We start from the raw sequence: 15,873 nt of genomic DNA on the forward strand, positions 1-15,873 counted from the left end.
ATATATAGAAACTTTTCTATTTCATCGGTTATAAAGCCATGAGCAAGGTTCAGAAATATAGTCACCATCCTTAAACACCCTGAACACGCCTTCACGCATCAGAAGATTACTCGGGTCACTGCCTTTCTCTACCATAACAAATGCATACCTTAAATTCTTTATGCCATTGGATGACTTTTCACCAGAAATAACCAATGCAGTTTTAGTCTGTATTCCATGGCTTTCACCAATGGTATTAAAGAACACAGTGAAATAATTGCCATATCCGCTGATAAAGGCACCATCGCCTTTTGAATAACTATCACTATTTTCTGTGTAATGCTCGTAATTGATCGTGTTATTTGATTTATCCTGACCATGTAACCTTATCACTATCGGATTCACTTGTGTTCCTGGAACAAAACCGCCATTACCATAGTCTTCGCAGTGGACTGTTGTTAATGGCTTAACGCTGTACACTCCTTCAACATTAGGCGGGTTAAATCCTCTGTATATATCTATATACGGACTTATTGGAATATCTTCTGGAATAACATTGTCAAATCTCTCGTCATAATCCACATCGTCGTACGAATAGCTTATTCTTATGAAGTAAAAAAAGATTGTTCCGTCATAGCTGTACATCTTCCAATGGTCTACGTCAATGACCTCAATCCAATAAGACGCATTCTCCAACCAGATTATCCATCTGTGATTACCTGTCTTTTCCTCTATTCTCCACTTATACTTATTGTTTGGCATTTTGGAGTCAAAATAATTGCCATCCGGACGAAATACGAACTTTCTGCCATTTTCTCCATCAGGATTCCATGTACCGACAACCATCTTCACGACATCATCATACTTTATGTCGTTTACATCAATGTCGGGGATGTTGTTTTCCTCGTCATCATCACCGCCACTGCTACATGAAACGCTAAACAAAGCGAAAACCAGCCCTAATAGTACTGGAAAAAAACGTTCAATTGTTAATTTCATATTTATACATTTTCTATGTTCGGCATTAGCGGATTATTAGTTCCGCTAATGCCAAAGGGGTTAATAATTCAGATATTTCTTACCATTAATGATATACAGGCCACCTTTTGCCATTTTTGATACTCTACGACCTTGTAAATCAACAATTACATCTTCCTTATTCTTATCAATCAAGACATCATCGATGCCGGAAACGTATGTGTTATCAATATCTATTCTAATTCTGTATAAAGCGTTGACCCTACATTGAGAAGGAGATACAGATGTCTTGTCTTCAAGGTACTTCCTGAAGTTGGCATCTCCGAAAGTTCCCTTTTCAAACACTACTGCATAAAGTCCCTTAGCTAAACTTCCTTCAACTATTGGCGTTTCAAGTGCTAAACGATAAGCCGGGGTTTCTGGCATTTCTTCTATTACGTAGGGAACAAACTTGCCTTTGTAGAGCTTCTTGTTGACATTATCGTAATTAGAAATCCATACTTCTTTATTGGTGTCAACCGCAAGGTCGTTTTCACGTGAATATTGATAGATGATGATATTGTTCAGTTGAGAGTCTTTCTTTGGCTCAAGTATATCTCCGAAACCATAAATATTCACTGCACTATACGAATAGTCAAATCCACCATCGTCGCCGGAACCGCCACCGCCGTTTATTTCAAAGTTGTGACGTATCTCCATTATGTTCTGTATTTCGTCACCGACAGTGATTGTAAATGTTCCCTGTGGCAATACAACGATGTACTTGTCATCCGACAATCCAGCTAATGATATTGTGAACATATTGTCACTTGTCCTTGTCAAAGTGGCATAGCCTTTGTTTACGCCACTGTTGGTAATGAAATATGGCTTGACACTTTCCGATACATCAACGAAAGATTCCTCAGGGAATGTCAAAGTCAGCACCTCGGTATTCTTCTTAACAAGGTCTGGACTAATGCTATAATTCACCTCTGCAGGCACGTCAATTTCGTTAATTGCAAATGCGTTTGTCATGTCTGCCTCGAAATATGAGGCATTGTATTCTGCTTGTGTGAGAACAGAAGCGGTGCTATGGTCTACAAGTGCGTATGCAGTCTTGTCTTCCTTGGACACTTTGTCCTTACCCAAACCGCCGTAAAGCGTTACAAGTCCAAGCATGTCCTTAGCTTCCTTACCTTCTACGATAAACTTCTGAAGCATAAGGTTGTTGACTGTAGAACTATATTCGTCTGTAATATTCCTCTCCGATGTCCCGGCATACCTTGAGTCAGATGCAAGTACATGGAGGTATTTGCCATTAACGGCAAACGTTGTCGTTCCGTCCTCGTTGGCAGTTGCCTTAAATGCTGTCGCCTTTGACGCATCAGTTGTAAGGGTAACACTGCCATCGTTGTAAGTCAGCCACAACTTGCTGCCATTGGCGTTCACGCTCGAAATCTGATAATATTTCTTGCTTACAGGTTTTGCTATATTTGGTTCCTTGTAGAATGCGTCAATCGCAGATGCAAGGGCTTCGTCTGTCGGAACTTCCTCTGATTCTGTCAAGGCTTTAAGAGATGCGCGCGAGCTGCTTTCTTCTGTAGGATAGCCAATGCCAATTAATGCGAGCAAGGACTTTGCTACCTTCATTGTCTCACTTTCCTCAGGCTGAGGGTCAGGTTCCGGTTCTGGATCAGGCTCTGGCTCGTCAGTTTCAGAGGTTACAATATATGTTATATTGTATTCTTCGTTATGTCTCTCATAATCCGTACCATACAGTGCATTGGAGATAGCACCTTCTTTGATTTTCAGTGTATATGTACCTTCTTCAGTAATGTCTGAGCTTGTGCCATTAATAGTGAGATTCACCTTGTTTTCATCTGAAGTAAGCTTAAGTGTTCTATGAGGTTCGCCGTCTTTGAACAATACGATGATTGCATCCTCATTCACATGACCTATAATATCGGGAAATACGAGAGAGATAGTATTTGGTATCATCTTCACCTTACCAATGGCTGGGATTGCTTCTGTATAGTTGAAGGTGTTTCTTGGCTCAACAACTTTGAAACTATACGTTAATTCCGCGTTTTGGTAGCCGTCGTTGCTTGCAAATGCCCTGGCAGGAATAGTCAGAAGCAAATCGCAATCCTTTGTGATTGGCTTGGATAGTGAAACTACAATATTTGAGTTTGTCTTGCTTACGGAAACATTACCGGCACTTGTACCATCCGAATATGTAAGTGTTATACCAGAAGTATTGACAATATTCATTTCACGGTCAAACGTCAATCTGAAAGATTCAAATGAAGGGACAGTTTGACCGTTGTAGATACTTGTTGATATTGGTGTCAGCACATCCGATGGAGTTGTGTAATATACATACAACTGAGGGATCTGTGCCATAGCAAAATTGTTGTAGAACGAGACTTTGCCAATGTTGTTGTCGCCGTTCTTTGTCCACAACTTTCCGTCTGAGGAATCGAATTTGCCTGTATTGTCGTTAACCGGGAGACCTAATTCACCCATTATGGTTCCAGCAGCAAATCTTATTGAATCCAAAACAGAATTATTCTGGGCACTTATTGTCATTGTAGTTGTAGTGAATACACGCAAATAATAAGATGTAACGCCCTCAGTAATGATTGTAGCAATGCCGGCAGAGCCACGCAAGGATCCACCATCAAATGAAAGTTTGATGTTTTTCTCCGTAAAAGTCTTGCTGGTCACAGGTTCAACCTGACCATTTGTCTCAAGCGGTGTTATTGCCGGATTTAGCTCTAAAGGCTTGGTGAAATCAAAAACAGCACATTCATGTTTCTGTGCAAACATCTGGCACGAGAAAAGAACAGACAATAGCAAAATAAGATTCTTCATATAATATATTGTTTATTTTATGGTTCTGTCAATTTCATCAGCAGCTGTCTTGACACATAACTTCCATTCACCATCAATTTTTACCGGATTAAACATGAAATGTGTTTTTGCAGGTTTGCTGTTTCCTACCTGCTCTGCTGTGGCAAATACTATTTCATACTTAACATCGTTGCAACCTTCCAAGGAAAATGTGAAATAGTTCCTCTTATATTCTAATACGGGGAACATCGTGAACATACGCTTATATCGTTTTGCTGTTGCTTCAGTAAGGGGCTTCACCTCTTTTGTTGAGTCTGTATATTCAAACAGAGACAAAAGGACATTGTCTATCTCCTTACGCTTAAGTTTCTCCATTGCGTCATCACAAAGTTTGAGCATCGTAACGGTATCCTCAGAAGTAAGAGTACTGCGAAATTCCTCGATTTGCTGCTGACGGCTCTTTTTCTTGCCACTGGTGCATGATGCAATGGTGGCAAAAGAAATAACTAAAAGGAAAAGAAATAAAATGTTTCTCATTTTTTATATACTTTAGTTTACTCAAAAAGAGGGTGTGCCGCTCTGTTAGGCACACCCTCTAATTAGAGCTTATTTACATGATAATTTAGTTACCAAGTGTTGTGTTAATCTTCAGATTCAATGAAGTCCAGTAGTAACCCCATGCATAGTCAATACGCATTGGTATTCTTACTCTAAACTCTGTTACATTGTCACCATTGTTCTCATAGCAGATAACACCATATCTGTACTTGCCAGGAAGTGTTGTCATGTCAGCTACAAGCTGGCTGTTCTTATCTGAACTGTTATACTTTCTGCAATTGAAGTTGTATGTCTGCAACCATGTAGCTTCGTCGAAGTCCTGAGAGTTAATTACATAATTGCCATCAACGTCTGCGAGATTGCCATCATCCTCACGGCTTGAAACATTATACCAAGGATAACCATATTCGTTAGTTGTAATTGTACCATCCTGATACAGAGCATACAGTCTTGCCATTGTAGTGATAGAGCTTAACTTCTGCCATGTTCCAGTGTGCATATCGGTATATACGTGAGCTGGGTTGAGGTCAAGAGTGATGGCCTTTACGTCATAGTAACCCCAGAACCACTGCTGGTCACCGTTCATATATCCTGCAGCCTCACCACGCCAGTCATACAACTCATCCTTCAAGTAGTCGATTACGAAAATCTCTGTCTTGTTGGTGCGAGCATCAATTGTATGCTCAGCGAATGTCTTGTCGAAGTTAACTGGACGCTCCCAGCTTACAGTGAACTTGTGCTCGTTAACGATTTCAGCAATGTGATGAGTGTCACCACATTCATCAGTACAATTGCGGTATGATACTACACTTACAAATGCACGCATCTGCTTGTCGATATTTACACGATTAGCTGCATAACCGATTGCATTCAGTACACGCTTGCACTCTTTATTGTTATTTAGTGTAATCTCACCAGTAGTCTGGTCGAGTGTAGCGATTTCAATTGGCGCACCATTATTGATACGAACATACAGTTTGTCATTAGCAAAAGCACCACGGTCGGCATCAACTGCACAAGAATTCAGTATACTATTAAGTGTTGCATCAGCATACTGATGAGAATCTGTAACAAATGCACAGAAGAGCTTGTCGTATGTAGTTGCATTTGGATTACCCTTAGCTGTCAACTCAAATGTTGTGTTAACCTTGGTGTCAGTTGTTGGGTTGTACTCCTGAGCATTAACAGTCTTTGTTTCTGGATCGAAGTAGTACTTTGTTCCGTTGTTTACAAAGAAGCTGTTTTTGTTTTGATACTGAACATAGTTCTGAACCAGTGTAGATGGTACATTACGTCTGAATTGAGTCATTACAGAGTTGTTGATAGGCTCCTTAGCATCAAATACGATAGCATCCCATCCTGTAGTTGAACCATCAAGACCAAACCAATAGTTGTCATTCTTTACGGCAAATGTTGCTTCACCATTAGGCTGACGTGTGATAACAGCTGTCATCTTAATAAAGATGTTCAGATAAGCTGCCTCGATGTTAGTACGGTTGAAGCATATCCAACGTGTTACTGTTGTAGTCTGACCAGGAGCAAGACCTTCTGTAAGTCTTTCAAGTTCGTTCTCGTCGAGATACCACGTGAACCTATGGTTTGTTGTACCCTGTGTATCATGGAAGTATTCTACCCAGCCTAACTGTGTTGCAGGAACCTGTGGGAGACCACGACCTGGAGCCTGATCATATACGTTCAAATAATAGCCCTGATTTCCATTAGCATCCAGGAATGGAGCAGCTGGCAGCCAAGTCCTTGGCGTAGAAGATCTGAGATCTGCAGCATAATGAGCATCAAAATACTCTTTAGTCATATTGTTAAGGCCTGTTGTCAATACATACTCATTGAACATAGCCCAGTTTGTATCAAAGACTGACATTGAACCGCAGAGATCCCATGTCTTGCTCTGCTCAGGATATTTAATCTCGTGGTTTGGCTCCAAGTCACGGCAAATGTGAATAAGGATGTAACCATCGAGAAGAACGTTTCCAGCTTCATCCTTAACGAGAACCTGCATCAAAGGCATACGGTCGATAGAAGTTTCTGACTGACCAGCCCAGTTACCCTCGTTATCTACGTTCTGAGCGATAATCTGACCATTATCCCTGTTAACGAACTTAACATAGTGGCCATCGCGTGTTACGTTACCATCGATAGAGTAGTCAACAATGTTGAACTCATAGTGGAGACCCCACTGACGCATTTCAGCGTCAGTCATCACGCCGAGAGAAGTCTTGCGTGTCTGATAGTTCTCACGTACGATGTGGATAGCCATGTAATCCTTAAGTGTAATACCTGTTGCACTGTTCCAAAGAAGCTCGAGAGCAGCACCATCAGGATCAGAAAGAGCCTCCTGTGGAGAATCCCAAACATGGATACGCTTGTTACACTCAGGTGTACCTACCGTACCAATATTGGTTCCATTCGGTGTCCATATACAACCTTTCTCGTCACCCCAGTCAACATTGTTTCTTGTTGAGGTTGCTACTCTTTCCTTGTATTCAGGTGCTTTCTTCCATACCAGACCTTCGAGATAGTAAAGAGTAGGCATTACAAGTGCATAATCAGATGTAACTATTGCCTCTTCATTGTTGTCAGCAATTGTCTTTGCCTGAAGTGCAATTACATTGTCCTTGTTCTTGTCTGTTGTACCTGCTAAGTCACCAGCCCAGTCTGTATAAGCAGAGGAATTAGCACCACCATTGATGGTAAGGTCTGTTGGATAACGACGGAGATAGTCTGGTCGCTTAACTTCCAAACCTGCAGTCAAAATACCATTTGAGTTGTTAAACAACATGGTTCCATCAACATACTTCTCAGGTGAAACAACTTGAAGCTGACTTGCAGTTGCGCGAGTATTCATGTAAACAACGTCTGGCTCGAGTACTGAATAACCTGTAATATCACTGTATACAGTATTTGAATTAGACGGGTTCAGATGATAGTCTACGCCAATTCTTGCACCAATATATATATGGCTTGCCTTTCCATTGTCAGACTGACCACCATAAATCTTATTGGTAATTGCAACAAGCTGAGGCTGATTTGCATTGTAGTCTGGTATATAGTTCTGATTCAGAGCATAACCAGCATCAGAAGTACAAACAATAGGATGACCATTTACAATCTGTCCTTGAGTACATTTCCATGCGTCAACATACTTGCCAGCCAGTCTTGGGCTTGCAGTAAGAGGAATCTGCCATGCAGCTGTTGGATAAGCCTCTTTCTGGAGAGTAGTGTCGCTAAGGATTGGATACTCAATTGTCTCGATACCGTCAAGATAGAGCTTTGGTATGAATACCATGCTACGCAGATTGCCTGACAATGAGATTGAGATAGGAGCAGATGAACCCTGAACTCCATAGAGAACGAGGTTGTCGCCAGTCATAAGGGCAGAAACTACTACCTGTGGCTGCTGGTTGTTACCATTGCCAATGAGAGTCTCGATGCTTACCTTCTTACCGGTAGCAACACCATCCTTATACTCGATAAGTTCGAGAAGGTCATCGCTGAGTACCCAAACGTGAGCTGTGATGATTGCATCCTCACCGTCTGCGCCTGGAACTCCAGGATCGCCCTGGTCACCCTTATCACCTTTGTCGCCCTTGTCACCCTTAGGACCTTGAGCAGCCATACCAGTATCCTTACCATCGATGAACCAGTTGCCATTGTCGCCTATGGTAATTACGCTACCGTCCTTACCATCCTTGCCATCAGCACCATTGGCACCATTGGCACCATTGGCACCATCCTTACCGTTGGTAATGTTGAACGAATTGCCATTACTCAATGTAACCTTAACACCATTGGTGATAGGGTCAACACCTGTAATGACACTACCTGATTGGATTAACTTCTGAATCTCTGCAATAGCCTTCGAGTTTGCGTCAATTTTGGTCTGCAAGTTCTGGATGTCGTCATCGTAGTCCTTACAAGACACAAAAGTGCTAGTCGAAGAAGCTACAAGAGCTCCAAAAAGCAACGCACTAAAAAGTTTTCTTTTCATACGATAAATATTAAATTAATTAAAAATTTGTATAGTTACAAGCTAAAGTATTCCCTCAAATGCTTTTTCTGTATCTCTTGCGGTGAGATGCATTTTCGGTGCAAATATAGACATAAATCTCAAATCTTGCAAATAAATCGAAAGTTTTTTTCTGTTTTTATTGAAAAAAATATCGTAGCAAGCCTATTTTGGCCTTTTTTACTGCTTATTTAACGAGATTTTAGCCTTTTTTTGTATTTTCAGAACTCTGCCGTTTTCGGTGTTCTTGGGAACGGGATAACGTCACGAATATTCTGCATTCCTGTTACGAAGAGAATGAGCCGCTCAAAGCCTAGTCCGAAGCCGCCATGTGGACATGTACCGAACTTTCTTGTATCGAGATACCACCACATGTCTTTCATAGGGATGTTGCGACGTTCTATCTCTGACATGAGTTTGTCATAGTTCTCCTCACGGACTGAACCTCCGATGATCTCACCTATTTGCGGGAATAGCACGTCTGTACCCTGGACTGTGCGGTCGTCGTCGTTTATCTTCATGTAGAACGCCTTGATGTCCTTCGGGTAGTCGGTCATGATGACCGGTTTCTTGAAGTGCTCCTCGACGAGGTAGCGTTCGTGCTCTGAAGCGAGGTCCATTCCCCATGATACCGGGAACTCGAACTTGTGTCCATCCGCCACTGCCTGCTCAAGGATTTTTATTCCTTCGGTGTAAGGAAGACGAACAAACGACTCGTTGACTACTGAGTTAAGACGCTGAAGGAGGGTCTTGTCCACCATCTTGTTGAGGAAGGCGAGGTCGTCGGCACAGTTGTCGAGCGCCCACCTTACACAATATTTAATAAAGTCCTCTTCGAGATCCATGAGGTCGTTCAAGTCAATGAACGCTACTTCCGGTTCTATCATCCAGAACTCGGCGAGGTGACGCGGAGTGTTTGAGTTCTCGGCACGGAAGGTGGGGCCAAAGGTGTATATGGCTCCGAGTGCCGTTGCTCCAAGTTCTCCTTCAAGCTGTCCACTCACGGTGAGAGACGTCTGCTTTCCGAAGAAGTCGTCGTCGTAGATAATCTTACCGTCTTCCCCTTTTTTCAGATCGTAAAGGTTTTTGGTTGTCACTTGGAACATCTGTCCTGCTCCCTCGCAGTCGGATGCCGTAATGATGGGTGTGTGAAAGTAGCAGAACCCATGGTCGTGGAAATACTTGTGAATGGCAATAGACATGTTGTGTCTGATGCGCATCACACAGCCAAACGTGTTTGTGCGCAGACGCAGGTGGGCGTACTGTCGCATGTACTCGAATGTCTGTCCTTTCTTTTGCATGGGATAGTCGGAAGGACATGCTCCTAAAAGCTTCACCTCTTTGCACTGGAGCTCCACAGCCTGTCCAGAGGCGGGACTCTCGACCAGGAGGCCTGTGGCGGAGATGCAGGAACCTGTTGTGATCTGCTTCAGGAGTTCTGCATCGAATGAAGATGGGTCAACGACTACTTGAATGTTGTTTATCGTCGAACCATCGTTCAGTGCAATGAAGTCAACGGCTTTTGACGAGCGGTGGGTCCTTACCCAACCTGCCACGGTCACTTCCTGATTCTGAGCCTTCAGTTTCAGGGCGTCGACAATTCTAGTTCTTTTCATACCTTTAATATAATAGATATTGTGTCAAAGTGTAGGTTTCCCTAGTATTATTCGTAGGCACCCATGCGCAGGCGGTCTACCTCTTCCTCTGTGAGGTATCTCCAGTCGCCACGACGAAGGTTCTTCTTTGTCAGTCCGGCAAACTGTACGCGGTCGAGCTTGGTAACCTTATAGCCGAGAGACTCGAATATACGTCTAACAATACGGTTCTTGCCGCTGTGAATCTCTATGCCTACCTGCTTCTTGTCTATAGGGTCAGCATACTCACATGCGTCGGCCTTGATTTCTCCATCTTCGAGTGTGATTCCATCACGTATTGACTGAATGTCATGAGCTGTGACGTTCTTGTCGAGGTAGACGTGATAAATCTTCTTCTTGAGGAACTTTGGATGTGTGAGCTTTGATGCCATGTCTCCGTCGTTGGTGAGGAGAAGCACTCCGGTTGTATTTCTGTCTAGACGACCAACAGGATATATGCGCTCCTTGCAGCAGTTTTTCACAAGGTCCATAACAGTCTTGCGCTGCTGTGGGTCGTCGGAAGTAGTGACATAGTCCTTTGGCTTGTTCAAGAGGACGTAAACCTTCTTTTCGAGGCTTACCGGCTGCTCGTGGAATTTCACCTCGTCGGTTCTCAGTACCTTTGTGCCGAGTTCAGTCACTACATTACCATTGACGGTTACGACACCTGCCTGTATATATTCGTCGGCTTCTCGTCTACTGCAAACACCTGCATTTGCAAGATACTTGTTAAGACGAATCGGCTCGTTTGGATCGTAGTTCTCCTCCTTATATTCAATACGTTTCTTAAGGCTGTATTTTGCGTTTGGATCATATCCCGGAGTGTGTCTGCGATATCCGCCCTGCTGAGGACGACCGTAACCGCCCTGCTGAGGACGACCATAACCACCCTGCTGAGGACGACCGTATCCGCCTTGCTGAGGACGACCGTAGCCAGCCTGCTGAGGACGACCGTATCCGCCCTGCTGAGGACGACCGTATCCACCTTGCTGAGGACGACCGTATCCACCTTGCTGAGGACGACCGTATCCACCTTGCTGAGGACGACCGTAACCGCCCTGCTGGGGACGGCCGTAGCCACCTTGCTGACCATATCCGCCCTGACCTTGTGAGCGACCATATCCGTTCTGTGAGCCATAACCGCCTTGCGGACGCTGTTGATAGCCGCCTTGCGGACGCTGATAACCTCCTTCTTGATTATTATAGCTGTTGCGTGGACGATAAGAAGAGCGCGGCTGTTGTGTTCCGCCCTGCAATGCAGCTCCAAAGCCTTCCGGTCTGAAGCCTTCTTCCTCGCCCTGCTGATTTGACTTGTACTGATTGCCAGCCCCTGTGTTGGCATAAGGGCGCGGCTGATTAATGCGTGGACGTGGAGAACGTCCTGCCTGAGGGCGGAAATTAGGCTGATAACCACCCTGTTGTGTCTCTTGTTCCTGTTTCTTTTCGTTTTCTTCCATGATTATTGGATTTTTTAATTTACATTAGGGCCTCGCGGCCTATTGAATTTTATTCACCAGTATAGTTATGTGGTGTAATAGCACGTAGTTCTTCTTTTACATCTTCAGGCACATTCAATGTCTCGATGAACTCATGTATTAGTTCCTTGTTCATTGGTTTGTTTGTGCGAGTGAGCTGTTTTAGTGCCTCATAAGGATGAGGATATGCCTCACGGCGCAGTATTGTCTGAATAGCTTCTGCTACTACAGCCCATGTGTTGTCAAGGTCTTCAAACAATTTTTGTTCGTTGAGTATAAGTTTGCCTAACCCCTTCAGTGTGCTTTCAATGGCAATGATGCTATGACCGACAGGCACTCCAACGTTTCTCAAGACTGTAGAGTCTGTAAGGTCGCGCTGCAAACGGCTAACTGGCAGTTTTGCCGCAAGGAATTGCAAGATGGCATTAGCAATACCAAGGTTTCCTTCACTATTCTCATAGTCGATGGGGTTTACTTTGTGTGGCATGGCACTTGAGCCCACCTCACCAGCCTTTATGCGCTGCTTGAAGTACTCCATGGAGATATACATCCAGAAGTCGCGGTCGAGGTCTATTATGATGGTGTTTATTCGTCGCATAGCGTCGAAAATGGCCCCAAGCCAATCATAATTTGATATCTGAGTTGTGAATTGCTCACGTTTTAATCCAAGCTTCTCAGCCACAAACTTATCGGCAAAGGCATGCCAGTTATATTGTGGATAAGCCACATGGTGAGCGTTGAAATTTCCTGTTGCACCGCCGAACTTTGCAGTGTAAGGCAATGCCTTCAGCGAATCTATCTGTTGTTCCAGTCTGTATACGAACACCTGAACTTCCTTACCGAGTCTTGTCGGTGAAGCTGGTTGGCCATGAGTCTTTGCGAGCATAGGCACATCAGCCCATTCTTCAGCCTTTTGCTTAAGATCATCAACAAGGCGCTGCAATGTTGGCAGATATACCTCTTCGATTGCTTCTTTTAGCGACAGAGGCACAGAGGTGTTGTTGATATCTTGCGATGTAAGTCCGAAATGGATAAACTCCTTATATTGCTCAAGTCCTCCGATGGCATCGAATTGTTCTTTAATATAGTACTCTACAGCCTTTACGTCATGGTTTGTTGTTTGCTCAATAGTCTTCACCCTTGACGCTGCCTCTTCGTTGAAATGACGATAGATGTCTCTCAGTGTCTCGATCTTGTCTACTGGGAAACTGGCGAGTTGAGGCAAGGGCAGTTCAACGAGTGTGATGAAATATTCTATTTCAACACGCACGCGATATTTTATCAAGGCAAACTCGGAAAAATAGCATGCCAAAGGTTCTGTTTTACTTCTATATCTGCCATCTATAGGCGAGATAGCGGTGAGTATATCCAATTCCATTCCTATAATATATAATAAGGTGTAATTTCTACGCTTTGTTCTTTTAGGCTGCAAAGGTACGTAGTTTTTTCGGAATAACCAAAGAAAAAGAATAAAAAAAACAAAAAAAGCATGTTGAAATGACATGATACAAAAAAAGAGGTTTCATTAAGAAACCTCTATCCTTGTGGGCGCTGAGGGATTCGAACCCCCGACCCTCTGCTTGTAAGGCAGATGCTCTAAACCAGCTGAGCTAAGCGCCCTTTTATTATTGCGGGTGCAAAGGTACGTACTTTTTTTCATTCCACCAAATTTTTCTCAGACTTTTTTTAGATTTTTTGTTCTTTTTAGAAGTTAAGGAGTTATTTTGGGCGTTAACTCCTTAACTCCTAAAATAATTATATGATCTTATCGAGAGAAGCTACGTTTTCACGTATTTCCTTATCGGTAAGGGCATAGTTCTGCAGGTCGCCGTTGATGTATCTGTCGTATGACGACATGTCGATAAGACCATGTCCTGAAAGGTTGAAAAGAATAACTTTCTTCTCTCCAGCCTCCTTGCAACGATTGGCCTCACGTATGGTAGCAGCTATGGCATGGCAACTTTCCGGAGCGGGAATGATGCCTTCGGTACGTGCGAAAAGCATTCCGGCCGCGAAGGATTCAAGCTGAGGGATGTCGACACCATGCATCATCTTGTCTTTGATAAGTTGGCTTACGATGCTACCTGCTCCATGGTATCTCAAGCCGCCAGCATGAATGTTTGCCGGCTTGAACTTATGTCCGAGGGTAAACATCGGGATTAGCGGTGTGTAGCCAGCCTCATCACCAAAGTCATATTGGAACACGCCTCTCGTAAGTTTCGGACAAGAGTCAGGCTCTGCTGCAATAAATTCAGTTGTCTTCCCGTCTAGAATGTTATGACGCATGAATGGGAAAGCCAGTCCACCAAAGTTTGAACCTCCGCCGAAACAAGCTATGATAGTGTCAGGGTATTCACCTGCCATTTCCATTTGTTTTTCTGCCTCAAGACCGATGATGGTCTGGTGAAGGGTGACATGACTCAATACAGAGCCGAGCGTATATTTACAGTTTGGAGTTGTTGTGGCAAGTTCTACGGCTTCTGAAATTGCAGTTCCGAGAGAACCAGGGTGAGTAGGATCGACGGTAAGGATATCTTTTCCTGCCCTTGTCGACATAGACGGCGAACCAGTTACAGCCGCGCCGAAAGTGCGCATGATAGAGCTGCGGTAAGGCTTTTGCTCCATAGAAATCTTCACCTGGTATACGGCAGCGTCAAGTCCGAATACCTTTGCGGCATATGACAGCGCGGCACCCCACTGTCCGGCACCTGTCTCAGTGGTGACATTTGTCGTGCCTTCCTGCTTGCAGTAATAGCATTGAGGTATGGCGGAGTTGACTTTGTGGCTACCGAGTGGGTTGACAGACTCGTTTTTAAAATAGATGTGAGCTGGAGTGCCGAGAGCTTCCTCCAATGCATAGGCACGTACAAGAGGAGTAGACCTATAGTACTTATACTTTTCAAGCACAGGTTCTGGAATGTCAATCCACGCGTTTGTAACATCAAGCTCTTGCTTGGCGCATTCCGACGCAAAGACATGGCTGAGATCATCGGCGGTAAGAGGCTGGTGAGTGGCTGGATTGAGTGGGGGCAGAGGCTTGTTGGGCATGTCTGCCTGAATGTTGTACCATTGTGTTGGGATTTGTTCCTCAGTAAGGATGAATTTCTTTTGTTTTGACATATTTTTATTATTCAAGTTTATGTAATATTTCCTACTTATTATATTCAGCAGCTATTTGGCAAATCTTCACGATTACATTCATTGCCTTTTCCATAGACTGGACGCTGACAAACTCATAAGGGCCATGGAAATTAACTCCACCGGCAAAGATATTTGGACATGGTAATCCGCGGAAGCTAAGCTGTGCTCCATCCGTGCCGCCGCGAATAGGCTGCACCTTAGGTTGCACCCCACATTCTTGCATAGCTTTGAGAACGATGTCAACCACATGCATTTGAGGCTCTACCATCTCCTTCATGTTATAGTATTGGTCTTTTACTTCTGCAATAACCGTACCGTCGCCATATTTCTTGTTCAGGACTTCTGCACATTCTGCAATAGTCCTTTTTCTGGCTTCAAAGCGTTGCCTGTCATGGTCGCGTATAATATAAGAAAGGTTGGCTGACTCAGTATTAGTATGCATGCCTATGAGATGGTAAAATCCCTCATAGCCTTCCGTTGTCTCCGGAGTCTCGTCTGCCGGCAACATCGACGCGAACTCTACGGCGAGTTTATTGGCATTAATCATTTTACCCTTAGCGTATCCAGGATGCACGCTTACACCCCTTATTTCCACTTTTGCGGAAGCAGCGTTGAAGTTTTCGTATTCCAATTCTCCCACATCACCTCCGTCGATGGTATATGCCCATTCGCAACCAAAGTGTTCGACATCGAAGTTGTGTGCTCCCAATCCGATTTCCTCGTCAGGGTTAAATGCGATGCGTATGTCGCCATGTGGTATTTCCTTATGGTCACGTAGGTAGCACATTGCCTGAACGATTTCCGCGATACCGGCCTTATCGTCGGCTCCGAGCAGCGTGTGGCCATCAGTAACGATAAGATCCTCGCCCACATGACTGAGCAATTCAGGGAAGCGTTTAGGTGAAGAAACAATACCTTCAGAAAGTTGAATATCTGTTCCGTCGTAGTTTTTCACAATACGAGCTTTGATATTTGCGCCACTGCAATCAGGTGAAGTGTCGTAGTGACTGATAAATCCTATTACTGGTGCGTTGAGATTTTTGACATTAGCCTTCAAAGTAGCATAAAGATAGCCTTTCCCGTCAAGAATAACGTCATCAAATCCTTCTCGCAGAAGTTCTTTTTTCAGATACTCTGCAAACACCAATTGCTTTCCTGTACTTGGCACCGAAGAGCTTTCTTCAGAAGACTGGGTGTCAAATTTTGTGTATTCGATAAATCGTTCTGTTAATTCCATTATAAGATAAGTTTT

Annotated in this window: 9 protein-coding genes and 1 tRNA gene; all 10 read right to left on the minus strand. The window is 43.8% G+C overall.

The window, feature by feature from the left end:
• Positions 1-21 precede the first annotated feature (21 nt).
• A complete protein-coding gene (locus CIK98_RS06995) occupies positions 22-924 on the minus strand; it encodes a hypothetical protein (protein ID WP_094383549.1) in 903 nt (300 codons plus the stop codon).
• A gap of 114 nt (positions 925-1,038) precedes the next feature.
• Complete coding sequence (locus tag CIK98_RS07000) at positions 1,039-3,810, minus strand: hypothetical protein (RefSeq protein ID WP_141210455.1); 2,772 nt, start codon at positions 3,808-3,810, stop codon at positions 1,039-1,041.
• Positions 3,811-3,822: 12 nt separating this feature from the next.
• Positions 3,823-4,326, minus strand: a complete 504-nt coding sequence (locus CIK98_RS07005; RefSeq protein WP_094383551.1) for a hypothetical protein — start codon at positions 4,324-4,326, stop codon at positions 3,823-3,825.
• 85 nt (positions 4,327-4,411) lie between these two features.
• On the minus strand, positions 4,412-8,353 hold the full coding sequence (locus CIK98_RS07010; RefSeq protein WP_094383552.1) for a hypothetical protein: 3,942 nt from the start codon (positions 8,351-8,353) through the stop codon (positions 4,412-4,414).
• Positions 8,354-8,592: 239 nt separating this feature from the next.
• The gene (asnS, locus tag CIK98_RS07015; protein ID WP_094383553.1) at positions 8,593-9,987 is read right to left on the minus strand and encodes an asparagine--tRNA ligase; all 1,395 of its coding nucleotides are present in this window, start codon (positions 9,985-9,987) and stop codon (positions 8,593-8,595) included.
• A gap of 47 nt (positions 9,988-10,034) precedes the next feature.
• The gene (locus CIK98_RS07020) at positions 10,035-11,462 is read right to left on the minus strand and encodes a pseudouridine synthase (RefSeq protein WP_094383554.1); all 1,428 of its coding nucleotides are present in this window, start codon (positions 11,460-11,462) and stop codon (positions 10,035-10,037) included.
• Between the two features lie 49 nt (positions 11,463-11,511).
• Positions 11,512-12,858, minus strand: coding sequence for an adenylosuccinate lyase (gene purB, locus CIK98_RS07025; protein ID WP_094383555.1), 1,347 nt, complete (start codon positions 12,856-12,858; stop codon positions 11,512-11,514).
• A 167-nt stretch (positions 12,859-13,025) separates the two neighbouring features.
• A tRNA-Val gene (locus tag CIK98_RS07030) sits at positions 13,026-13,100 on the minus strand.
• Positions 13,101-13,235: 135 nt separating this feature from the next.
• The gene (locus CIK98_RS07035; RefSeq protein ID WP_094383556.1) at positions 13,236-14,600 is read right to left on the minus strand and encodes a TrpB-like pyridoxal phosphate-dependent enzyme; all 1,365 of its coding nucleotides are present in this window, start codon (positions 14,598-14,600) and stop codon (positions 13,236-13,238) included.
• Between the two features lie 31 nt (positions 14,601-14,631).
• Positions 14,632-15,858 (minus strand): peptidase T, encoded by a 1,227-nt coding sequence (gene pepT, locus CIK98_RS07040; protein ID WP_094383557.1) that lies wholly within the window; start codon positions 15,856-15,858, stop codon positions 14,632-14,634.
• Between the last annotated feature and the right edge of the window lie 15 nt (positions 15,859-15,873).

This window comes from Prevotella sp. P2-180, from assembly GCF_002251435.1.
GTDB lineage: Bacteria > Bacteroidota > Bacteroidia > Bacteroidales > Bacteroidaceae > Prevotella.

Coding starts and splice junctions, on each gene's coding strand:
- CIK98_RS07000 (WP_141210455.1), bottom strand. CDS start 3,810: ATGAAGAATCTTATTTTGCTATTGTCTGTTCTTTTCTCGTGCCAGATG.
- CIK98_RS07005 (WP_094383551.1), bottom strand. CDS start 4,326: ATGAGAAACATTTTATTTCTTTTCCTTTTAGTTATTTCTTTTGCCACC.
- CIK98_RS07010 (WP_094383552.1), bottom strand. CDS start 8,353: ATGAAAAGAAAACTTTTTAGTGCGTTGCTTTTTGGAGCTCTTGTAGCT.
- asnS (WP_094383553.1), bottom strand. CDS start 9,987: ATGAAAAGAACTAGAATTGTCGACGCCCTGAAACTGAAGGCTCAGAAT.
- CIK98_RS07020 (WP_094383554.1), bottom strand. CDS start 11,462: ATGGAAGAAAACGAAAAGAAACAGGAACAAGAGACACAACAGGGTGGT.
- purB (WP_094383555.1), bottom strand. CDS start 12,858: ATGGAATTGGATATACTCACCGCTATCTCGCCTATAGATGGCAGATAT.
- CIK98_RS07035 (WP_094383556.1), bottom strand. CDS start 14,600: ATGTCAAAACAAAAGAAATTCATCCTTACTGAGGAACAAATCCCAACA.
- pepT (WP_094383557.1), bottom strand. CDS start 15,858: ATGGAATTAACAGAACGATTTATCGAATACACAAAATTTGACACCCAG.